Here is a 21,218-nt window from a genome sequence, read left to right as displayed (position 1 = left end):
GCTTAGCGTCAGCGGCTGGCCGGGACCCCGTCAGTCGCAGCCTGTTTCGCCGCGGTGGTCGCCATTGCTCGTTGAGCCACTTCGACAATCGTTTTCACGAATTCCCGTTTCGTCGGGATCTCCACTTGATTGAGATCGAGCGCCAGATCACGCATGCCCGACGGATTCCGCTCGGCTCCCTGGGAGATTTGCGCGAGGAATTTTGCCGTCTCGACAAAGTTGTGATCAGCCGTCTTGCCAATCAGTCCCGATAGCGTACGAGCCAACAGATCGGCGCCGAAGTTGTCGAGCTGAATAAAGCAGTCCAGCGTACCCCGCACGATCGCTTGACCGGCCCCGTTGTCGGCGTACTCGCTGCGGAGGATAAAGACCCCGCTGCCGGTGATTTTCCTGGGGGCCAAACCACCCGTGTACAGCCCGTTGGCAACGAACACGTGCGTCTTGCTATCCCCGTAGACCAAATCGATTTTGCACTGAGTGCCCGCGCTGTCATCGGCCAAAAGTTGATAGGGGCCGACTCTCTGGGTCTGCACTTTGGAAACTTCCATGCGCTCCCAAATGCCCACGATCACTTCTGGATGGCGGACCAAAAACAAGAACATCTTGGGATCACAATCGATGGTTTGCGCCGGCAATCGGCGGTACATCGTTGGTCGTTCGGCGATGTTGCGAATCCGAGCCGACGCGGCAGGGGTCAGGCGGTCAAAGGGGACTGCTTGTAGCGCTTCGCCGCGCTCATCCCCGGCGCCGGCGGTAACTCCAGGGGCGAAACCGGACAGCAACACGATAGCGACGAAAAATATCGCTGGCTGATTCAGTTTCAGGCAAATTTGGCTAAAGCGCGGCATGCGAACCCCAAGGCGAGTCAATCGGTGATTAACCGGCGCATCTGACGACAGGAATAATGGCTCTCAGCCACTAAAGCCGCGCGATATCATCCCGCCGCTGCTAGCATTATCTTTTCGGCTGTCTTCTGTCAGGCCATGCAATAAAAAAGGCCAGCCCCATAATTCTGGCTGCTGCGAAATATCCGATCCTGACTAATCCGCGCAGGTTAACGGCGGTAATGTACTTTTGATCAAATTTGGTGCATGTGCAAAAGGCCACCTTAAATTGTCTCGGGCATTCAGCTCAGTCCCCTCGTCACCTGGCCCTGGATATCGATAATCGAGTTTGCCGAATCGCTGCGATGCGGATCACCGGGATAAACTCTTGCTGTTTGCCGCGATACTGATACCCCTTCACTCACAGTTAGGAATTTGTTGCCATGGCTAAGAAGTCAATCGATGCTGTCGACGTGGCTGACAAAGCGGTTTTGATGCGAGTCGACTTCAACGTTCCGCTCGACGAACATCAGCAGATCACTGACGACCGCCGTATCCGGATGGCGTTGCCCTCGATCAATTCAGTCCTCGGCAGGGGCGGCAAGCTGATTCTTTGCAGCCACTTAGGGCGTCCTAAAGGGGAGGCCAGTGACAGTAAATACAGTTTGCGTCCGGTTGCCCGCAGGCTTTCGGAGTTGCTTGATCGGCCGGTGGAATTTGCCACCGACACGGTGGGTGAGGACGCGGTGGCAAAGGTAGCCGCGTTACAGGACGGCGGCGTCTTGTTGCTGGAAAATCTGCGTTTCAATCCCGGTGAACAGCAGGGCGACGCAGAGTTTGCCGGCAAGCTGGCCGCGATGGCTGATGTCTACTGCAACGATGCTTTTGGAACTTGCCACCGGACCGATGCGTCGATGGTTGGGGTGCCGCAAGCGATGGGGGATAAACCTAAAGTATCTGGCCACTTGGTCGCCAAAGAGATCGAGTATCTAAGTGATGTGATGCAGGCCCCTCAGCATCCTTTCGTGGCCATCGTTGGTGGTGCCAAGGTCAGCGACAAGATCAAGGTAATTGATAACTTGTTGAGCCTGTGTGATAAAGTTCTCATCGGCGGCGCCATGGCTTACACATTTTCACTAGCGCGGGGCGGTAGTGTTGGTGAGAGCCTGGTTGAACGCGACAAGGTGGATTTGGCGAAGGAATTAATCGCTAAGGGTGGCGACAAGTTAGAGCTACCTTTAGATACGCACTGCGGTGATGATTTCAGTAGCGATTGCAACAAGCAAGTTGTGGCCGCAGGTGAGATTCCCGACGACTGGGAAGGCCTTGATATTGGTCCGCAAACCGCTGCCCGTTATGCGGACATTATAAAGAGCGCTAAGACTGTTGTCTGGAACGGGCCGATGGGTGTCTTTGAAATGCCACCCTTCGATGCCGGCACCAAAGCGGTTGCCCAAGCGATCGCCGATGGGGACTCGACCAGCATCATCGGTGGTGGAGATAGCGCGGCAGCCATTGAACAATTGGGATTCGCCGATGATGTCAGTCACGTCAGCACCGGCGGCGGAGCCAGTTTGGCAATGATGGAGGGCCAGCGATTTGCCGCCGTCGACCTATTAGATGAAGCTTGATAGCTGAGGACTATGCCAGCAACGCGGCGGTTTGTGCCGCGATCGCTTGTTCTTCCGCGGTGGCCACAATCAGCAGGCGGCATCGCGAACTAGCGGCGGCGATATCAGCCACGTTACTTGCCGCAAGTCCCAGCTGATTTTTTTGCTCGTCTAACTCGATGCCAAATGCTGTCAGACGTTCGACAATCTGCCGCCGCACGGCGGGCGAGTGCTCGCCGACTCCGGCGGTAAAGACGATTGCATCGACGCCACCGAGCACGACTAGGTAGGCGCCCAGGTATTTGCGGATGCGATGAACGTAGATGTCGAGCGCGGCGGAGGCTTGCGCATCGCCGTCATCAATCCGTTGCAATATCGCTCGCATATCAGTCTCGCCACATAGACCTTTCAAGCCACTTTCCCGGTTCAGCAGCGAATCGATTTCAGCGGGGGATAAGCTTTCCCGCTCCATCAGCACGCCCGGAATGGAAGGATCCAAATCTCCGCAGCGGGTGGCCATGACCAGGCCTTCCAAGGGCGTAAAACCCATTGATGTTTCCATCGCCCGCAAGCCCAGTGACGCCGTCACGCTGGCGCCTCCGCCGAGATGCAAGGAAATGATCCGCGGTGGCGAAGTGGAGTCCGTCTCCGGGGACCAGCCTAGAGAGTGACAAGCCAACCGCGTGACATATTCGTGTGATGTACCATGTGCACCATAACGTTTAATTTGATGTTTTGCCGCTAGGTTCGCGGGAATCGCATACTGGGCGGCGGCTGGTGGCAAGTTGGCAAAGTAGGCTGTGTCAAAAATCATGACATGGGGGATTGAACGCGCAGTGCGGTATAATGATTCCAAAACTCGGCGAGCGGGTGGGTTATGCAGTGGAGCCAGCGAGTCCAATCTGCAGAGTTGCTCGAGTGCTGTTTGATCGACTCGAGTCGGTTGTTGAAACAACTCGCCCCCTTGTACCAACCGGTGCCCGATTGCTTCAACCGAGTCGTTGTAGACCGCCTGCCAGGCTAACTCGGCGGCACGATCGTGGTCCGTTGCTTCACCGCCAGCTTGTCCAATGCGATCAATGGTACCCTGGCACTCCGTGATGCCGGCTTGCGTGTCAATCCGCGCATACTTGAGCGTGGTGCTACCAACGTTAAAGACGACGACTCGCATGAGGCTTGGCTTCCAATCCTTTGTGAAAATGGTTTGTGATTCCAGAAACTAGCAACGCCAAAATGCTGCTTGCTCCTACCGTCAAGCAACCAAGGGTAAATACTCGCGCCGCAGCCGATGCGGGCCACAATAACATTGGGATGAGCATCAATGACCAGGATACCACAAATACGGCAAACGCCAGCCAATGCCAACGCTTGGTAAAACGCCACGTCGTGCTGTTCGAGCTATTGGCAATCATCAGGCCTCCCCGCCAGGAACGATCGGAAACTATGTCGCTTTTCGCGGAACTCAAGACGACGGTAAACCACCAGTCGGTTCATCACGGCGAATGTTCCCAGTATATCTGCTCGCACTGGTGGGCTTCCAGTGCGGAAAAATGCCCACGGGAAAATGCGAGCAACGTGCGGTCGATTGCGTTATTCTGGAGGCTGACCCTGCAATGATTACGAGAACTTGCTCCAGCCGCCGAGGACGCTGAACAGACATGCGAACTTTCTTTTTCGCGACGCTGGCCATGCTGTGTTGTGTTTGCACTGCTAACGCTGCTGAACCGTTTCCAAAGTTTAAAGCGATCACCTTAGACGCCAACGTGGGCAAACTGTGTTACGCGGTAACTTTGGCTGATGTCGATGGTGATGGAGATCAGGATGTCGTCGCAGTCAGTGAGAGTCGAGTGCTTTGGTACGACAATCCCTCCTGGCAGCAGCATACGATTATCGATGGTCAGACACCGCAAGATAACGTCTGCATTGCGTCTTACGATATCGATGGCGACGGTCGCATCGATTTTGCTTTGGGAGCGGGGTGGACCAAACAGGGGACGATTCACTGGCTGACCCGCTCGGGAGCGAGCGACGGTAGCTGGAACGTTCACTTCATCGGTCAGGAGCCATGGTTGCACCGCATGCGGTTCGCGGATGTGTTGGGGAAGGGAAGACCACAGTTGGTCGTTTCACCATTGAATGCGACGCAGGGGGACGGCGTTCGCTTGACGGCGTTTCAGATCCCTGACAACGCGGTGAGCGAGCGCTGGAAGCCGACGGTGATCAGCGGCAACCTCAACCGCATGCATAATCATTACCATGCCGATCTGGATGGCAACGGCACGGTCGATACGTTGACCGCTTCCCGTGAAGGAATTCACTGGGTCCATCAGCGCGGCGGCATGTGGCAGCAGGTAAAGCTCGGGGCCGGCATCACGGCGGCTGATCCAAACGATGCGGGTGCCGGTGAGATAAAAGTGGGACATTTGGCTAGCGGGCGTCGTTTTCTGGTCACCGTTGAACCGATGCACGGGCACACCGTAACGGTCTACTTGGAGCCGGCTGAGCAGACCCAGCCTTGGGTGCGTCACGAGATCGCGACGGGATTTGTTCGCGGACACGCTTTGTGGCCAGCCGATATTGACGGCGACGGCGATGACGAGGTTGTGTTTGGACACAGCGACACGCCCGAGACCTTCGGCGTTATCATCTTTGATGCCAGCGCCACCGATGACAGCACCACGAATGCGAGTGCAGCTGATGGTGGTGCAGCAGAGGGCACAGTCTGGCAGAGACACGTTGTCGATTCCGGCAGGATGGCCTGCGAGGACTTAATCGTTGCCGACCTAACCGGAGACGGTAAGCTCGATATCGTTGCCGGGGGCAGAAGCACTCATAACGTGAAATTATATGTCCAGCAACCGAGCGCCCCGTAAAGTCGCCTTTCGATCCGCGAAAGTATGCGAAAGTCCGCAAAATTCGCAGAAATTAAGCGAATAGCTGCTTTCAAGTGGCAAAAGACGATACTTATTTTCTGATCGTTCCTCAGACAGAGTTCTGCGCCTGAATTGCCGTGATGGCGACTGTGTTGACAATATCGGGAATGGTGCAGCCGCGAGACAGGTCGTTGACCGGTTTTCGCAAGCCTTGCAAGATGGGACCGATCGCCAGCACATCGGCTGAGCGTTGCACGGCTTTATAAGTGTTGTTGCCGGTGTTGAGATCGGGGAAGATAAAGACCGTCGCTCGACCAGCGATTTTGCTGCCGGGCAACTTGGTTGCGGCGACGGCCGGATCGATAGCCGCATCATATTGCAGTGGTCCTTCCACGGGAAAGTCCGGATGTTGTTCCAAGAGCATGCGAGTTGCCTCCCGCACCCTCTGGACATCTTCTCCTTGACCACTTGCCCCAGTGGAGTACGACAACATTGCCACGCGTGGATCGATGCTGAATTGCTGTGCGGTGGCGGCGCTGCTGAGGGCGATTTGAACCAACTGTTCCGCGGTGGGATTGGGAATCACCGCGCAATCACCGTAAACCAGCACGCCAGTTGGCAAACACATCAGAAAGACGCTGCTAACCACCGTCACGCCAGGTTTGGTTTTTATGAATTCGAATGCCGGCCGAATGGTGTTGGCGGTGGTGTGCGCCGCACCGGAGACCATGCCCCCGGCCATCGAGCGATGCACCATCATGGTTCCGAAATAGCTGACCTCCAACATCCGGTCTCTGGCCGCTTCCAGGGTAATTCCTTTATGTTTTCTCGCCTCATAATAAGTTTGGGCGAAATCATCACGCAGGGGACTCTCGGAGGGATCGATTAACTCAATGCCTTCGCGCTCTAGCGAAACACCGACTTGGCTCGCCGCGGCATGCATTGAGGAAATATCGCCCAGCAAGATGAGATCGGCCACATTGCGTCGACGAATGATGTCGGCGGCGCGAAGAATTCGAGGCTCCGTCCCTTCGGGCAGAACGATGCGGACGCGTTGTTGACTGGCGCGGCGGATCAACGAATACTCAAACAACATGGGAGTCATGCGTTGAGCCGTCGGCGCCTGCAGCAGTTTCGCCAGTTGTTCCGTATCAACATATTTTTCAAACAGACCGATCGCCGAATCAATTTTTCGCGGGGAGCGCAAGCTGATCTCGGCGCGTACTTCGGATGCTTTGGTGGCCGCGTTAAAGGTGTCGTCAGCGGACACCAAGATGGGAAGGGGGCCGTCATGGCGAACTAGGTCGAGCACTGAATCTCGCGGCATCAGCCCACCGGTGAGAATCACACCAGCCGGCGCTGGCGTGTCCTTGGTCAAGCTGGCCAACACGCAGCCGATCAAGATGTCGGAGCGATCGCCGGGAGTCATGATTAGGCTGTTGGCTTGCAAACGCCCCAGAAAATCGGGCAATTGCATGGCGGCAACTTTTAGGGCTGTAACCTCGCGATCGAGCGATTCCTCCTCGCCGTTGAGCAATTTAGCATCCAGGGCGGCCGCGATCTCACGCAACGTCGGCTGTCGCAGCAGCGGGTCTTCGCACAGCACGTAGACCGGTAACTCCCGATCGACTCCCGCGGTCGTCAACGCTTTGTGTAGTGCCGACAGTTGTTCCGGCAACACTTGGTTGATCAACGTCCCGAACAGTTGGCCACGACGGTCGAGCAAATTGTCGTTTCCGATTGCCACCGATTGAGTGCACTCCTCCACCGATTTGCCATGTGCCGAATAGACCGACATGATCGGACAGCCCAAGTTGACGGCAATGTCAGCATTTAACTCAAACTCGATTTCGGGAACCAGTCCTTGGAAGCTGGTCCCTTCCACGACAACAAAATCGTAGTTTTCTTGTAATGCTTTGTAACGCTGCTGAATCTCTTGCAGCATCGCTTCATAACGGTCAGCGGCTAAGAATTCGCGAGCCGTTTTGCGATTCATGCCAACCATTTGCTCGATGGGCATATCGAGCGCATACCGCGAGTGCAATAACTGGATACTTAGATCCTGCTCGGCAGACTCGCGGACGATTGGGCGAAAAAAAGCGACGCGTTCAAAACGTCTGCTGACCAATTCCATCAAACCGAGCGCCACCATCCGTTTGCCGGTGGCGCGTTCATTGGTAGCCAAGTAAAGGCTATCAGGCATGGACTATTCTCGTGATAATTGGCGGTTCAGAAATTGGACGGTAGAGCCTGGCGCTAGTTCGATCGCAACACGACGATTGAACGAGGTCGCAGCTGAAATTCTTGCTCGCGCACCAGCGGCTCGTCGCCAGCCTCATAAATGTCGTTTGGGCTGGCTTGGCTAGTGTCTACAACCAGTCTCCAGCGGTCGTCTTGATATTCCTGAATCGTAAAAGTGCGAGCTTGCGATTCGAGGTTGATCATGACATAGAGATCAATATCCTGTTGCGACTGGCCGGCCAGGGAATAAGCAAAGTGTCTTGACGATTCCGACCAATCGACCGTTGGGCCTGTTCCGTACCAGCGAACATCTTCGCGCCAATATCGGCTTCGGGCGATTGACGGATGGGCTTTTCGAAAGGCGATCATTTGGCGAAAAAAGCGGTGGTGGTCACGGTAGGTTTCCAGGCGGTTCCAGTCGAGCCAGGTTAATTCGTTGTCTTGGTTGTAAGGATTATTGTTGCCCTTCTGCGTGTGCAGAAATTCGTCGCCAGCACGGAACATGGGTGTGCCGTTGGCCAGCATCAACAGGCAGCAGAAATTTTTGACTTGTTGCAGTCGTAACCACAGCACTTCGTCAGGGACCTCTTCGTCTCCTTCCCAGCCACAATTCCAACTGTAATTTTCTTGATGTCCGTCGCGATTCTCTTCACCGTTGGTCCAGTTGTGACGCTCGTTGTAGGAGACTTGGTCATATAGCGTAAAGCCATCATGTGAGCAAACATAGTTGATGCTTTGAAAGGGGTGGCAGGCATCCATCAAAGTGTCTGGAAAGAGATCGTCGCTGCCGTAGAGTCTTCGCATCAGTCCGGAAACCAGCCCTGCATCTCCGCGGACGGCTCTTCGCACATCGTCGCGAAAATAGCTGTTCCATTGTCGCCATCGTTTACCGGGAAAAGCGGTTCCTAATTGATGCAAGCCGGCTGCGTCCCAAGGCTCGGCGATCAACCGGACGTTGCCCAGCCAAGGGTCGGCGCGGATTGAAGCTACCAGTCCTGATTCATCGGTCGATACCGATCCGTCACCATGACGGTTGAAGACGGAGGCAAGGTCAAACCGAAATCCATCGGCATGATATTCAGAAATCCAACTTCGCATGCTGTCCAGGATGATGCGGCTGACTTGGCGGTTCTTCGTATGCAAAGTGTTACCCGTGCCGGTGTAGTTCGCATACACTTTATCGGTGTCGGCGCTAATGATGTAGTATGTACTGTTGTCAATACCTTTGTAGCTGTAGCAGGGACCGTTGGAGTTGCCTTCGGCTGTATGATTAAACACCACATCTAATAAGACTTCGATACCAGCCGCGTGCAGCGCTTTGATCATGGTCCGCAGTTCATGAGCCGCGTGGTGCGGCTCGGTTGCGTATTGTGAGTGAGGTGCGAAGAAATTCAGCGGCATGTAGCCCCAGAAATTGCCCTCTTGAGGGTCATACTGGAAGATTGGCATCAGCTCCACGGCGGTGATACCAAGTTCCTTCAAGTAGGGTATTTTATCGACGACCCCCAGGAAAGTTCCGCGGCGATCGTGGGGCACCTGACTGCTGGGGCTTTGGGTGAAGCCTCGCACGTGCAGTTCATAGATGATTAAATCGTGCTCGTGGCGCGGAACCTTGTCGTCTTCCCAGTCAAAACCGTGGCCATTCCTGGTGAGCACCCCGAGTGGTGCTCGCCCCATGTTTGAGCCCGGTTTCATGGCCGCTTGGCGATCGAATTCCCGCGGAAAAAAAACTTGCTTGGCGTAAGGGTCGAGTAATAGTTTCTCGGCGTCAAACGCGTGCAGATCGAATCCTACGCCATGTTCGGGTCCTTCGATTTGATAGGCATAGTAAGTGGCGTCACCCAGTTCCTCGGCGGATAAGCGACAATGCCAGGCTCGGCCCGACTTATTCACCAAGTAATTCAGCTGGCGTCGCAGTGCGGGCCGATCTAACTCGCCGTCGTTGAACAGTAGCAACGAGACAGCGGTGGCATGTTTTGAGTATAGTGAAAAATTAAAAGCCTGCTCTTCCGCCAGCCATGTGGCGCCGAGGGGAAAGGGAGCGCCTTCGAGTGCTTGCCAGCTCTTCCGCATCGCAGATACCAATCTTCCGCAAGTTTATTCAGGTACCAAATTCGCTCTTTCCGTCAGGTCGATCGGTTCCCCAGCAGGGGTTGGGGTGACGGTGAGCGAATCAAAGGTCCACTTGCCTACTTCCCGCGTCGCAATCGCTCGCACGTTGGCCGAGCCATCAGGGCCCGAGACTGTGTAACTGAGATCGGCCGAGCCGCCGCTGTTTTCAAGATTGACGTTGCCCGTGGGAATCAGGCCGGCCTCGATGGGGGAGCCGATCAATTCCTGGACTTCCGCCGAGCTTTCCACGGTCTGTAGAGAACGTTGATAGGGTTCCGAGGATTTAATAATACCAAAGACCAGCATCAAAATCCCTGCAACCAAACCACCGCAGAGCAGAATGATCGCCGCCGCTGCGGCAATCCCGCAGCCAATTCCCCAGCCTAAACAGCCGCGGCGCGAATCGGGCGGCGCGGTTGTTGCCATGTCTTGCTTGAAGGGCTCGGTGGGGTGGGTGCTCATGGCGACGAACTCAGAGTGGCGAATGCTGACAAGAAAGATGGCTGTTTTCGGATTCGATTCCGTTCGGCACATTGTAGCCAAATTCAGACTCAGCAAGTGACATTCCACACCTGTTTTGCGATCTCTCGCTTTGCGATCTTGAATGACCCCTTTTTGATGAGTAGTGCTCCGCTTGGTGGAAAGGCAACGAAATGAAGGTTAAACTATTGTTTGAGGCGAGGTAATTTCCCCTACGGCAAACACTGGCGGATGCGATGCTGCGAATATTCTGCTCTTTGATGTGCTTTGCCATGCTTTCGTTAACGAGCCAGCGGGGGATCGGCGATGAGCCCTCAACGGTAGGCGTCGTGGCCGAGATGCCGGTGAGTGAGCAAGCCCAGCATTTTGTGTTTCGCGTGCTGCCTGTGCTGCGGAGCAAGTGTTTGGTTTGTCATGGAGACGATCCCGACGATTTGCGTGGCGAATACGACATGCGAACGCGTGCTGCTTTGTTGCGTGGGGGAGAGAGTGGCCAGCCCGCTGTGCTGCCTGGAAACGCGGCCGAGAGCCCGCTTTATCAGGCTGTCTGTTGGGATGGTTTGGAGATGCCGCCTAAAGAGAATGATCGGCTCGATGAACAGCAATGTGACAACATCGCAACTTGGATCGCGGGGGGTGCGATTTGGCTCGAGCCTGAACAGATTCAACAGATTGAGGCTGAGTATGCCGACCAGTGGTCGGTCGGCAACGGAATTCGCGTGGCGACGAGTGGTGGTCTTTCCGCAGATTGGACCAACCGCACTTATGATCCGGCAACACTGTGGGCGTATCAACCACTGAGCACCTATCAATCGTCGTCAAGCAATTTGCCGCGCGAGGACAATCCTCGGCGGGCTGATAGCAGCGGAACGATCGATCATTTTATTGAGCGGCGATTGCGAGATTTGGGCTTGCCCCCTGCCCCGCTGGCCGATCGCGCGACGCTAATTCGTCGCGCCACTTATGACTTAATTGGCTTGGCTCCGAGTGCTGCCGAGGTGCAGTCGTTTGTCGCGGATCCTCGCGATGATCATCAGGCTTTCTCCGCAGTCGTCGATCGCTTATTGGCCTCACCTCATTATGGTGAAAAATGGGGGAGGCATTGGTTGGATGTGGTGCGCTACGCGGACAGTTCAGGCTATGCCAATGATTATCATCGCGGTAACGCTTGGCGTTATCGAGATTATGTCGTGCGAAGTTTTAACGCTGATAAGCCTTTTGATCAATTTATTAGAGAGCAAATCGCGGGGGACGAAATCGATCCCAGTGATCCTGAAATGCTGATCGCCGTTGGTTTTCTCAGGATGGGGCCCTGGGAGCTCACCGGAATGGAGGTTCCCAAAATTGCGCGTCAGCGATTTCTTGATGATGTCACCAACAGCGTGGGTGAGACCTTTTTGGCACACTCGCTACAGTGCGCTCGTTGTCATGATCATAAGTTTGATCCAATCCCCACTCGCGACTACTACGCGATCCAAGCTTGTTTTGCCACAACTCAGCTGGTTGAACGCAGAGCCGACTTCTTGCCTGCGGAAAACTTAGCCGGGTTTGAGGAGCAAGCGTATTTGCAACAGCTGCAGCGTGAGCATCAACAGACGCTAGTTGAACTCGACCAACTTCAACTGCGGGCAGCCGATGAGTGGTATCAGCAACAGCAGCTCGATCCCACCGCTTGGCAACAAGCTGTCGCGGAGGTTGCCGATGCAGCGTCCGGTAATCAGTTTCGCAGAGCCCGTGGCAGGTTGCAGAAACAACAGGTCCCTGAAGCTCAGATTCCTCTCAAAGGCGTTGGCTTCCAACCGCAGGAATTTGGTCGGGAGCGAGTGGCTCGCAAAGGACTCGAACAATTGCGGTGGGAGCTGGATCGCTATCAGCCATTTGCGCTGAGCGTTTATGATGGTGGAACGCGACAGGTGAGTTCCGTCTCGGCGCCCCTTCGATTGCCCAAGTCGCCGTTGGAAACGGGTAATATAGAAAGCTCTCACATTCTGCTCGGTGGGGATCCATTTAGCAGCGGACCTGAGGTCCAGCCAGCAGCGCTCAGCCTGCTAGCCAATCAACTCTCCGCCGCGATTCCAGCGACTCCGGTCGGCCGCAGAACCGCGTTGGCCGAGTGGATTGCTTCGCCGCAGAATCCTTTGACACCGAAGGTGATTGCCAACCGCATCTGGCAATGGCATTTCGGTCGCGCAATCGCGGGGAATCCGAATAACTTTGGTGCCACCGGTAAGCAGCCGAGCCATCCTGAACTGCTTGATTGGTTGGCTTCCGAGCTGATTGCGTCTGGTTGGTCAATGAAACATCTGCATCGCTTGATCATGAGCAGTGAGGCATATCGTCGGCAAGCGATCGCGGCCGCTGGGCAATTTGCAGATATGGAAATTGCCAGGACAAACTATGCTCTTTTTACACCTCGTAGATTGAGCGCTGAGGAATTGCGCGATTCGCAGTTGCAGGCCAGCGGCGAGTTGAATCGAACCATTGGCGGAATCCCCAGTCGACCAGAAATTAACATGGAAGTTGCCATGCAGCCCAGGATGGTGATGGGCACCTTTGCGCGGGCTTGGGTTCCCAACGCTTTACCGCAGCAACGCCATCGACGAAGCATCTACGCGCTCACTTTGCGGGGCTTGCGGGACCCGGCGATGGAAGTCTTTGACCAACCTGGCCCCGATTTTTCTTGTGAGGCACGGAGCGTCGCCACCGTTACCCCGCAAGTCTTCGCGATGTTTAACAGCCAACACAGTTACGCTCGCGCAGTGGCGATTGCAAAACGTGTGATTGACTCTAGCACGAGGCAGCAGCCTGCCGAGGCAATCCAGCAGTTGTATCAATATCTGTTTGCTCGCAAGGCTGATGATCGTGAATTGAGTAGTTGTCTCAAGCACTGGGAGACGATGCAAGCTCGACACGCGTCGATCAACTTTGAACGACCGCAGGTGCCGACCACGATTCGACGGGAAGCGGTTGAGGAAAACACGGGTGAGCGGTTTGTCTTTACGGAGTCATTGCCGGAATACGCCGATTTCGTTCCCGATCTGGGTTTGGCCGATTTAGACGTCCGCGCGCGCGGTTTGGCGGAAGTCGCGTTGGTGCTGCTGAACTCCAACGAATTCTCTTACATTTACTAAATCATGCAAGCCAAATATTTTCCCTGCATTTCGGCAAACGCCAGGCGAGCGGCGACGCGGCGTGATTTCCTCTACGGGCTGGGGACCAGCTTGGGGAGCGTTGCTTTAACGGCCATGCTGGCCGCAGATCAAGCCAGGGGCCGCGAACTGCCCGGTGGGGAGGAGGGAAGCCCAGCAGCCAATCCGTTGGCGGTGCGACCGCCGCAGCTTCCAGCCAAGGCCAAGCATTGTATTTTTTTGATGATGGAAGGAGGCCCTTCACATCTTGATTGCTTTGATCCAAAGCCGTCGCTCGAGCGCCTCCACCTGAGCGAATTCCGCCGTTCCGGGCAACAGAAGTCAGCCATGGAAAGTGGTCAGCGATATTATGTTCGTAGTCCATTTAAATTCGCTCAACATGGAAAGAGCGGCGCGTGGATGAGTGCTCCCTGGAAGCATCTGGCAGAAGTCGCCGATGAGATTTGCTTTTATCGAGGTTGCCAAGTCGACAGCGTCAATCATCCCACCGCCATGTATCAGATGAATTGCGGTAACCGTTTTGGCGGCGATCCCGCCTTGGGAGCCTGGGTCACGTATGGGCTTGGTTCCGAGAATCAGAATTTGCCTGGCTTTGTCGTGCTGCCCGAGATCAGTTATCCACAGGGTGGCAGCGCTAATTGGAGCAACGGATACTTGCCGGCCAGCTATCAAGCGACTCCGCTGCGGCCTCAGGGGAGCCCCATTTTGGACCTGGAGCCACCCGCTGGGATTTCTCGTCAGCATCAACGAGCGAACTTGGATCTGCTCATTGAGCTGAATCAGCGACATGCGGAGCAGCATCCGGGGCACGCGGAGTTGACGGCCAGAATTAACAATTATGAATTGGCCTTTCGCATGCAGACGCAGGTTCCCGAAGTGATGGATTTGGCTGGGGAAGATGCTCGCACCCAAACCATGTACGGTCTGGATCAGGAAGCGACCGCCGACTTTGGGCGTAAGTGCTTGCTGGCTCGTAAATTGGTTGAGCGAGGAGTCCGCTTTGTGCAACTTTATGCCGGGACCTGGGATAGCCATGATTACATCGAGCGAGCACATGGGAATTTAATCGCACAAGTCGACCAACCCATCGCTGGCTTGTTAAAAGATCTCAAGCAACGAGGCTTGTTGGAGGAAACTTTAGTCGTCTGGTGCGGGGAGTTTGGACGTTCGCCCGACAATGGCGTGCGGGGCGGCACTGCCTATGGACGCGATCATAATTCCCAAGCGATGACGATTTGGTTAGCCGGCGGAGGTGTCAACGCTGGTCACACCGTGGGAGCAACGGATGAAACTGGAGCCGAAGCGGTTGAATGCGTCCACCATGTTCGCGATTTGCACGTCACGTTGTTGAGGCTGTTGGGGCTGGATGATAACAAGTTGACCTATTTTCATGGCGGACGGTATAAACAGCTCAGTCAATTCGGTGGTGAAGTGATTAAAGAGTTAATTGGATGATGAAGTTGTCCGGGATGATTGATTGGACCGGAGGGATCGCGGCTAGTGCCGAAACGGCTAACGATGGTGTGGGTCTTACCAGTAGAAAAAAGCAATATGAAAACTTTATCCAAGCAGCTGGCCATAGATGAAACGCCGCGTCAAAAGCCTGAATCGGCTACCTTCAGTCGTCCTGTACGTAGACGCCCCTGCGTGCGCGGCGTGTCAGCCGATGGTGGTTGGTTTATCGTGCCATATGTGATCCCGTTGTCGCTAGCGGTCCTCTGCAGCGTGGCTGGCGTATTGGCTGCTGATGATGCGTTTCCAACGCCGCGTAATAATGATCGCGACGAGACAGCGGAGCCGATGGAAGCAGGCTTGGCAGCCTCCACGATGCAAGTGCCGGACGGTTTTCGTGTTGATCTGTTCGCCGCCGAACCGACCGTGCAAAACCCCATCGATATGACTTGGGATGCTCGCGGCAGGCTTTGGATTGCTGAGAATTACACCTATTCAGATCGTTCGGAACGATTTGATCTGTCGCTGCGGGATCGCGTCGTTGTGCTGGAGGACGCTGACGGAGATGGTCAAGCGGAACAGCGTACCGTGTTTGTCGACAACGTACAGATGCTGACCAGCGTCGAAGTGGGGCGCGGCGGAGTGTGGCTGATGTGTCCGCCGCAGTTATTGTTTATCCCCGATGCCGATCATGACTTGGTCCCCGATACAAACGCCGTGCAGGTTGTCTTGGATGGTTTTACAGTCGCCCCGGAGAACTATCACAATTTTGCTAATGGATTGCGATTTGGACCAGACGGCTGGTTGTACGGACGCTGTGGCGGATCGTGTCCGGGAAGAATTGGTCCTCCGGGAACAGCGGATGAACACCGTGCGGCGCTGGAGGGAGGCATCTGGCGTTATCATCCCGTCACGGGCGGTTACGAAGTGTTGACGCACGGAACCACGAACCCTTGGGGTCATGATTGGGATGCCACCGGCGAAGGCTTTTTCATCAACACCGTGAATGGGCACCTCTGGCATTTGATTCCGGGGGCCCATTTTGATCGCCCATTTACCCTCGATCCGAATCCGCGAACTTATGAATTGATCGACATGCATGCCGATCATTGGCACTTTGATACGACGGGTGCTTGGCATGAGTCGCGAGATGGTGTGGCCAACGCTTATGGAGGCGGGCACGCCCATTGTGGCACAATGATCTACTTGGCCGACCAATGGCCAGCCGAGTATCGCGGTTCGTTGATGACCTTAAATATTCATGGCCAACGCATCAATCGTGAGATCCTTAACCGCAGTGGCAGCGGCTTCGTTGGCAGCCATGCTCCCGATCCCGTGACTAGTCAAGACCCATTTTTTCGAGGCATGGAGCTGATGGCGGGGCCAGATGGCAGCGTCTTTGTGATTGATTGGAGTGATACCGGCGAGTGCCATGAGCATACTGGGGTGCATCGTACCAGCGGACGGGTCTTTCGAATTTCATATCGCCAGCAGCCGGCCAAAGATGCTGGACAGCCGAATCTCTATCAGGCAACCTCGCAACAATTAGTGGCCTACCAAACGCATTCCAACGATTGGTTTGCCCGTCAATCGCGGCTGGTGTTGGCCGAGCGAGCCGAACAAACGGAACTGCCTCAAGAGGCGGTGGAGTCGTTGTTGGCAATGGTGCAGAGCGATGACCAAACTATTGCGTTTCGCGCGCTGGTCACACTCTGTTGTATCAATCAAGTCGATCAAGAGTTTTTGCTGCGGCAGTTATCACATCAAAATGAACATGTGCGGGTATGGGCGATTCGGTTGTTAACTGAACACATGCCGATCGATGATTGTTACGGGCAGCTGAATGCCAAACCAGCCAACGGCACGCCAGCCAACCGTACGCCAGTTCCACGCGAAAGCTGGTCCAACGAAAAGACGTGGCAAGCGCTAAGCCAATTAGCCGTCGATGAACCATCGGGGCTGGTGCGTTTGACCTTGGCATCCACGCTGCAAAGGTTGCCCGTTTCGAAGCGGCTGCAGCTCGCCACTCCCTTGGTGCAGCATGCTGAGGACGCGTCCGATCATAACTTGCCGCTGTTGGTTTGGTATGGGCTGATTCCGGTGGCGGATCAAGATCCGCAGGCGTTGGCGCGGTTGGCGCTGGTCTGCCGCTGGCCGACCACGCAACGTTTGATCACTCGACGTTTGGCGGAAGGAATCGGTCAAGATGAGACTGCGCTAGAAAGCGTGGTCGCCGGAATTGTGGACCAGGCAGACCGACAAGTGCAGCGCAATTTACTGGTCGGAATCAGCGAGGGCTTGAGGGGCTGGCGAAGGGCGACTAAGCCGAAGGGCTGGGATTTAATGGTGGGGCGTTTGGACTTTGGTGATGAGGAGAGCCAGCGGATCGTCAGGGAGTTGAACGTCGTGTTTGGAGATGGACGAGCGATCGCCGAGATGGGCAAGATCGTGCTCGATAACGCGGCCGAGCCAGGCTTGCGGCGATCGGCGCTGGCCACGCTAGTTGCCAATCGGGGTGAGGGGCTGAAGGAAATATGCCTGAAAGTGCTCGCCGATCCGCGGCTGAATGTGGTGGCCGCGGAAGGTTTAGCAGGCGAAGCCGACCCGGAGATCGCCGATCAGTTCATCAACAATTACCGTCGTTTTCGCAGCCCTGAACGGCCCAAGGTCATTAGCATTCTGTGCAGCCGAGTCAGTTGGGCAACTCGACTGTTGGGAGCGATCGAGCAAGGCAAGATCCCCGCGAACGATCTGACCGCTTTCGATGTTCGCCAGTTGCGCAGCCTCAGCGACCGGCAGCTCGATACTCTGATAGCGCGTGTTTGGGGAGCCACCCGGGAGACATCGCAGGCAAAGTCCCAGCAGATTGCCGAGTGGAAGTCGAAGTTGACCTCCAGCGAGTTAGCCAACGCCGACTTGGCGGCTGGCCGGCGGCTATTCCAGAAGACGTGTCAGCAATGCCATCGCTTATATGGTGACGGTGTCCAAGTGGGGCCCGATCTAACAGGCTCCAACCGCAACAATTTGGACTACTTGTTGGAAAACATTATTGATCCCAGCGCGGTGGTCGGCAAAGATTTTCGCATGACCGTTTTGCTGCTTGACGATGGCCGAATTCTGAATGGTTTGGTCGTCGCTCGCTTGGAACAAACGTTGGAAATGCAAACACAAACCGATCGTCAAGTGATCGATCTGGACTCGATCGAAGAGTCTCGCGTGACCGATCAGTCGCCGATGCCGGAGGGGTTGTTGGATAATTTGACTCCGCAGCAAATCCGTGACTTGATCGGTTATTTGATGCATCCCAGCCAAGTGCCCTTGGATGAATAGCGGCTACCGAATTTGCCCCTTGATGGTTCGCTCGGCAACCTTCCAAGCCGAGTCGAGATGGGATAGATAATCGGTCGGCGTGAGCAGTTCGGGGGATACCGCTTCGATTTCTAACAACCAACCTCCTTGATAAGGTTCCACGTTGATCACGCTGGGGTCATCGAGGGCTTCATCATTGATCGCGACCAGATTGCCAGCGCAGGGGGAGTATAAATCAGACTCGGCTTTTTTGCTTTCGATTGAGCCGATCTGTTGGCGCAGCTTAATGAGTGCGGGAGCGTCTACCGTCCAGTCAAGGAAATAGACATCTTGCAGAAGTCGTACGGCGTAGGCTGTCAGCCCGAAGCGATAACGGCCTTCGTCAACGGGCATGGCCCACATATGATTGGTTGCGTAGAGGCGGTCGGTGGGAAATTCCACCTCAAACTCGCCCATCATAAAGCTGAGCCGCTCAGGAAGTTGCGCCATTAGGTGTAGCGTACGTTTTGGTGTTCAGGTTCAAAGAATGCTGGTAGCAGAGAGTCGGCACGAAGCAGGCCATCCCGAGTCAATTCCACCCGTTTCGAGTCGTAACTAAGCAGTCCCGCCGCGGCGTGTTCATCCCACACATTTTGCCAATGTTGCAACGGGTCGACACCGAATTTATCACGGAAATAATCGAACTCCAAATAACCCCGTTTCAGCAACAGAACCATCTCGCGAATCAACGATTGATGTTCGGTGGCGAGGTACGCTCGGCCCAGCGGCAAGCGACCGGCTTCCAGCGTCGTGAGATATTCTTCCATGTGCGGCACGTTTTGGTAGTGCACGCCGGAAGCATGTCCAAAGCTGGCGATGCCGGTGGCTAACAAGTCGGCACCCTGCCAAAGGTTGTCCCGATAGGAGAAATTAACGCGGCTGGGATCTTTGACCATGGTGTAAGCGCTGGAGACGGAATAGCCGGCGGATTGCATTTCCGTAAAGGCGTAGTCGACCCAGTCGCGTTTGGTTTGCCAGTCGGCGACGGGGCTTTCCACTTGCCGTCCCAACAAGTCTTTGGAGTAAATGGTGTTGAAGGGTAATTCCATTTGGTAGATCGTGACGCTCTCGGGCGCCATATCGATCGTCTTCTTGATATTTTCCCGCCAGTTCTCCCAGGTTTCTCCCACCATGCCGGCGATCAAGTCGATGTTGACATTGGGGAATTCAGCGGTGCGGATCCAGTCCCACGCGTTATAGACTTGTTTGGATAAGTGCGCGCGGCCATTTTCTTCGAGGATGGCATCACTGAAGTTTTCAATCCCCAGGCTCAGCCGCGTGACCCCCAGTTCTTCGCGGAGCACTTTGACTTTTGTCTCGCTGAGCGTACCTGGTTCGCATTCAAAGGTCACCTCTTCGGCGCCGTCCCAGGTGATGTGTCCGCGCAACCTGGTTGCGAGTGCGGTCAATTGTTTGGGACTGAGATAGGAGGGTGTGCCACCACCAAAATAGACGAAGCGGAAGGGGCGATCTCCCATAACTTCGAGTTGGCTGACCAAGTGGATCTCGCGATCCAAGGCATCGACGTAACGTTGGATTTCCTTGGCATTCACATCGGTGAAGACTTTGAAGTAGCAGAACTTACAACGTTTGCGACAGAAAGGAATGTGCAGGTAGAGGCCGAGTGGTGTGTCGACGCGGGGGGGCGCATGCAAGGCCCGCTCGATTTCCGGAAGCGACTCTTTGTTCCACTGGGAATAAGGAGGATAGTTGGAAATAAAATAGGAGCCAACTTCGGTCTTTTCAGCTTCGGTGGACATAAGCACGATTCGGGTGAGCGATGGATGGTTTTCCGACTACCGCCGGAAATGAGTTTTTTGGTCGGCGCTGGGCTGGCTAGGGTTTGGCCCCGAAGCAGACGATGACGCCTTTGTCGGTAGCCACTAACAAGCGTTGTTCGGCAACTGCTGGCGGTGCGATGAAGGAGCCGCGAATTTCATACTGCCATTTTTCTTTTCCCGTGTTGGCGTCGATGCGATAAATTCTACCGTCGGTTGCTGTCACCCAAACATCGTCTCCCGCCACGACTGGTGAGGCGTCGGCGCGTCGTTTGAGCTGGGCTGTCCATTGGACCTTGCCATCGCTGGGATTCAAGGCGATGACTTGGCGATTTTTGTTAGCCACGATCACGTGGTCGGGCGTGGCTGCGGCTGAGTTGCGAAATTCTTGCGGTCGATCGGCGTCCTGGTAAGACCATAATTGCTTGCCAGTCGACCAATCAAACGCCATCACGGCTCCGGAGTGGGTGGGGAGGTAAGCATTTACTCCGACGATCGCTGGGGTGCTGCCGGTGGGACCGTCGAGCGGAATGGGATCGGCTGCCGGTTGGCCGTCGGTGATCCGCACGCTGTGCAGGCTGCCATCGCAACCGCCCAAGAAGGTGCGTTTCCCGGCGACCGTGGGGCGGCAACGAATCTGATCACCCGTTTCGTAAATCCAAAGCTCCTTGCCAGTCAATTTGTCTAAAGCATAAAGGTTGCCGTCCTGGGAGGAGACTAAGGCAGTATCCCCAGCGAGGGTAACTCCGCCGCTGATTTCACCCTTCGTTTCGTACTCCCAAGCGGGAGCCCCGGTTTTCGTGTCAAAGGCATGCACGACGCCATCATAATCGCCAATCATGACCAACGCTTCGCTGGCCGTTGGTGGTGCCAAGTAGCCCGACTCGATCGTTTGTTTCCAAATCTGGCTGCCGTCCCGCAGCGAGATGGCGTGCAGGCCCCCTTCCACGTCGCCGGCAAATACCCGTCCCGCGAGCACCACCACGGTCGATTCAATCGGTTGACCGGTTGGATATCGCCAGAGTTCGACCAGATCGTCTGGCAATTGCTGACGGGTCGTGCCAGTGGCGGCCGCATCGCCGCGATCGGTGGGCCAGGCGTCTTGCCCCGACGTAGAAACATCGGCGGCGGTCTGATCAACCGTTGCCTCAGCATTTAGGTGCGTTGCTCCTTGGACCTGCTGCTGGGCTGGTTCTTGAGCGGCCAGTTCTGCTGCGGTGCCCCAACTGACAAACAAAAAACAGACAGCAAGCGAACAAAATTTGCCCCTGCGGATTCGTTTCCGGCTGCCGCTGGACGGGACCAATGGAAAGGGGACGGTCTTGCCGTTCATGACGCTCCTGTTGATAAA

14 protein-coding genes are annotated in these 21,218 nt (G+C 55.5%); 6 read left to right on the top strand and 8 right to left on the bottom strand.

Annotated features, from left to right (window positions below):
- Nucleotides 1-8 precede the first annotated feature (8 nt).
- Nucleotides 9-848 (bottom strand): hypothetical protein, encoded by an 840-nt coding sequence (locus SH139x_RS28510; RefSeq protein WP_488353112.1) that lies wholly within the window; start codon nucleotides 846-848, stop codon nucleotides 9-11.
- A gap of 419 nt (nucleotides 849-1,267) precedes the next feature.
- On the opposite strand from SH139x_RS28510, the gene SH139x_RS28505 reads away from it, so the two are divergent.
- Nucleotides 1,268-2,455, top strand: a complete 1,188-nt coding sequence (locus SH139x_RS28505) for a phosphoglycerate kinase (protein WP_488353111.1) — start codon at nucleotides 1,268-1,270, stop codon at nucleotides 2,453-2,455.
- A gap of 10 nt (nucleotides 2,456-2,465) precedes the next feature.
- On the opposite strand, the gene SH139x_RS28500 is transcribed toward SH139x_RS28505, so the two are convergent.
- Nucleotides 2,466-3,605: an acetate/propionate family kinase gene (locus tag SH139x_RS28500; protein WP_488353110.1), complete on the bottom strand. Its 1,140-nt coding sequence runs from the start codon at nucleotides 3,603-3,605 to the stop codon at nucleotides 2,466-2,468.
- A gap of 35 nt (nucleotides 3,606-3,640) precedes the next feature.
- Here SH139x_RS28500 and SH139x_RS28495 point away from each other — a divergent pair, with 35 nt between their 5' ends.
- Nucleotides 3,641-4,051 carry a hypothetical protein gene (locus SH139x_RS28495; RefSeq protein WP_488353109.1) on the top strand — a complete coding sequence of 137 codons (411 nt, stop codon included), beginning with the start codon at nucleotides 3,641-3,643 and terminating at the stop codon, nucleotides 4,049-4,051.
- A 41-nt stretch (nucleotides 4,052-4,092) separates the two neighbouring features.
- A complete protein-coding gene (locus SH139x_RS28490) occupies nucleotides 4,093-5,307 on the top strand; it encodes an FG-GAP repeat domain-containing protein (RefSeq protein WP_488353108.1) in 1,215 nt (404 codons plus the stop codon).
- A 109-nt stretch (nucleotides 5,308-5,416) separates the two neighbouring features.
- Here SH139x_RS28490 and pta read toward each other — a convergent pair whose 3' ends face one another.
- From pta to SH139x_RS28475, 3 genes are read right to left on the bottom strand one after another with little or no spacing between them, the layout of a single operon-like run.
- Entirely contained in the window at nucleotides 5,417-7,510 is a 2,094-nt protein-coding gene (pta, locus tag SH139x_RS28485; protein WP_488353107.1) for a phosphate acetyltransferase, read from the bottom strand.
- 53 nt (nucleotides 7,511-7,563) lie between these two features.
- Entirely contained in the window at nucleotides 7,564-9,621 is a 2,058-nt protein-coding gene (locus SH139x_RS28480; protein ID WP_488353106.1) for a glycogen debranching protein, read from the bottom strand.
- Nucleotides 9,622-9,645: 24 nt separating this feature from the next.
- Nucleotides 9,646-10,122, bottom strand: coding sequence for a cytochrome c oxidase assembly factor Coa1 family protein (locus tag SH139x_RS28475; RefSeq protein ID WP_488353105.1), 477 nt, complete (start codon nucleotides 10,120-10,122; stop codon nucleotides 9,646-9,648).
- A gap of 290 nt (nucleotides 10,123-10,412) precedes the next feature.
- Here SH139x_RS28475 and SH139x_RS28470 point away from each other — a divergent pair, with 290 nt between their 5' ends.
- From SH139x_RS28470 to SH139x_RS28460, 3 genes are all read left to right on the top strand, one after another.
- Nucleotides 10,413-13,271 (top strand): PSD1 and planctomycete cytochrome C domain-containing protein, encoded by a 2,859-nt coding sequence (locus tag SH139x_RS28470; RefSeq protein ID WP_488353104.1) that lies wholly within the window; start codon nucleotides 10,413-10,415, stop codon nucleotides 13,269-13,271.
- A gap of 3 nt (nucleotides 13,272-13,274) precedes the next feature.
- Nucleotides 13,275-14,744: a DUF1501 domain-containing protein gene (locus tag SH139x_RS28465; protein WP_488353103.1), complete on the top strand. Its 1,470-nt coding sequence runs from the start codon at nucleotides 13,275-13,277 to the stop codon at nucleotides 14,742-14,744.
- A gap of 96 nt (nucleotides 14,745-14,840) precedes the next feature.
- A complete protein-coding gene (locus SH139x_RS28460) occupies nucleotides 14,841-18,071 on the top strand; it encodes a PVC-type heme-binding CxxCH protein (protein ID WP_488353102.1) in 3,231 nt (1,076 codons plus the stop codon).
- A 3-nt stretch (nucleotides 18,072-18,074) separates the two neighbouring features.
- Here the strand turns inward: SH139x_RS28460 and SH139x_RS28455 are convergent, their stop codons facing one another.
- The 3 genes from SH139x_RS28455 to SH139x_RS28445 all read right to left on the bottom strand — a co-directional run bounded on the left by SH139x_RS28455 (nucleotide 18,075) and on the right by SH139x_RS28445 (nucleotide 21,200).
- A complete protein-coding gene (locus tag SH139x_RS28455) occupies nucleotides 18,075-18,539 on the bottom strand; it encodes a glycine cleavage system protein H (RefSeq protein WP_488353101.1) in 465 nt (154 codons plus the stop codon).
- Nucleotides 18,539-19,849: a coproporphyrinogen-III oxidase family protein gene (locus tag SH139x_RS28450; protein WP_488353100.1), complete on the bottom strand. Its 1,311-nt coding sequence runs from the start codon at nucleotides 19,847-19,849 to the stop codon at nucleotides 18,539-18,541. The genes SH139x_RS28455 and SH139x_RS28450 overlap by 1 nt, the downstream gene beginning before the upstream one ends.
- 76 nt (nucleotides 19,850-19,925) lie before the next feature.
- A complete protein-coding gene (locus tag SH139x_RS28445; RefSeq protein ID WP_488353099.1) occupies nucleotides 19,926-21,200 on the bottom strand; it encodes an outer membrane protein assembly factor BamB family protein in 1,275 nt (424 codons plus the stop codon).
- Between the last annotated feature and the right edge of the window lie 18 nt (nucleotides 21,201-21,218).

It is taken from the genome of Kothea flammea (assembly GCF_052161645.1).
GTDB lineage: Bacteria > Planctomycetota > Planctomycetia > Pirellulales > Pirellulaceae > Laterigemmans.
Note: the sequence above shows the minus strand (reverse complement) of the source record. Positions and strands in the feature narration are given on the sequence as shown.

What these genes read in the sequence shown, in the direction of transcription:
- SH139x_RS28510 (WP_488353112.1), bottom strand. Translation starts at nt 848, where the DNA reads ATGCCGCGCTTTAGCCAAATTTGCCTGAAACTGAATCAGCCAGCGATA.
- SH139x_RS28505 (WP_488353111.1), top strand. Translation starts at nt 1,268, where the DNA reads ATGGCTAAGAAGTCAATCGATGCTGTCGACGTGGCTGACAAAGCGGTT.
- SH139x_RS28500 (WP_488353110.1), bottom strand. Translation starts at nt 3,605, where the DNA reads ATGCGAGTCGTCGTCTTTAACGTTGGTAGCACCACGCTCAAGTATGCG.
- SH139x_RS28490 (WP_488353108.1), top strand. Translation starts at nt 4,093, where the DNA reads ATGCGAACTTTCTTTTTCGCGACGCTGGCCATGCTGTGTTGTGTTTGC.
- pta (WP_488353107.1), bottom strand. Translation starts at nt 7,510, where the DNA reads ATGCCTGATAGCCTTTACTTGGCTACCAATGAACGCGCCACCGGCAAA.
- SH139x_RS28480 (WP_488353106.1), bottom strand. Translation starts at nt 9,621, where the DNA reads ATGCGGAAGAGCTGGCAAGCACTCGAAGGCGCTCCCTTTCCCCTCGGC.
- SH139x_RS28475 (WP_488353105.1), bottom strand. Translation starts at nt 10,122, where the DNA reads ATGAGCACCCACCCCACCGAGCCCTTCAAGCAAGACATGGCAACAACC.
- SH139x_RS28470 (WP_488353104.1), top strand. Translation starts at nt 10,413, where the DNA reads ATGCTTTCGTTAACGAGCCAGCGGGGGATCGGCGATGAGCCCTCAACG.
- SH139x_RS28465 (WP_488353103.1), top strand. Translation starts at nt 13,275, where the DNA reads ATGCAAGCCAAATATTTTCCCTGCATTTCGGCAAACGCCAGGCGAGCG.
- SH139x_RS28460 (WP_488353102.1), top strand. Translation starts at nt 14,841, where the DNA reads ATGAAAACTTTATCCAAGCAGCTGGCCATAGATGAAACGCCGCGTCAA.
- SH139x_RS28455 (WP_488353101.1), bottom strand. Translation starts at nt 18,539, where the DNA reads ATGGCGCAACTTCCTGAGCGGCTCAGCTTTATGATGGGCGAGTTTGAG.
- SH139x_RS28450 (WP_488353100.1), bottom strand. Translation starts at nt 19,849, where the DNA reads ATGTCCACCGAAGCTGAAAAGACCGAAGTTGGCTCCTATTTTATTTCC.
- SH139x_RS28445 (WP_488353099.1), bottom strand. Translation starts at nt 21,200, where the DNA reads ATGAACGGCAAGACCGTCCCCTTTCCATTGGTCCCGTCCAGCGGCAGC.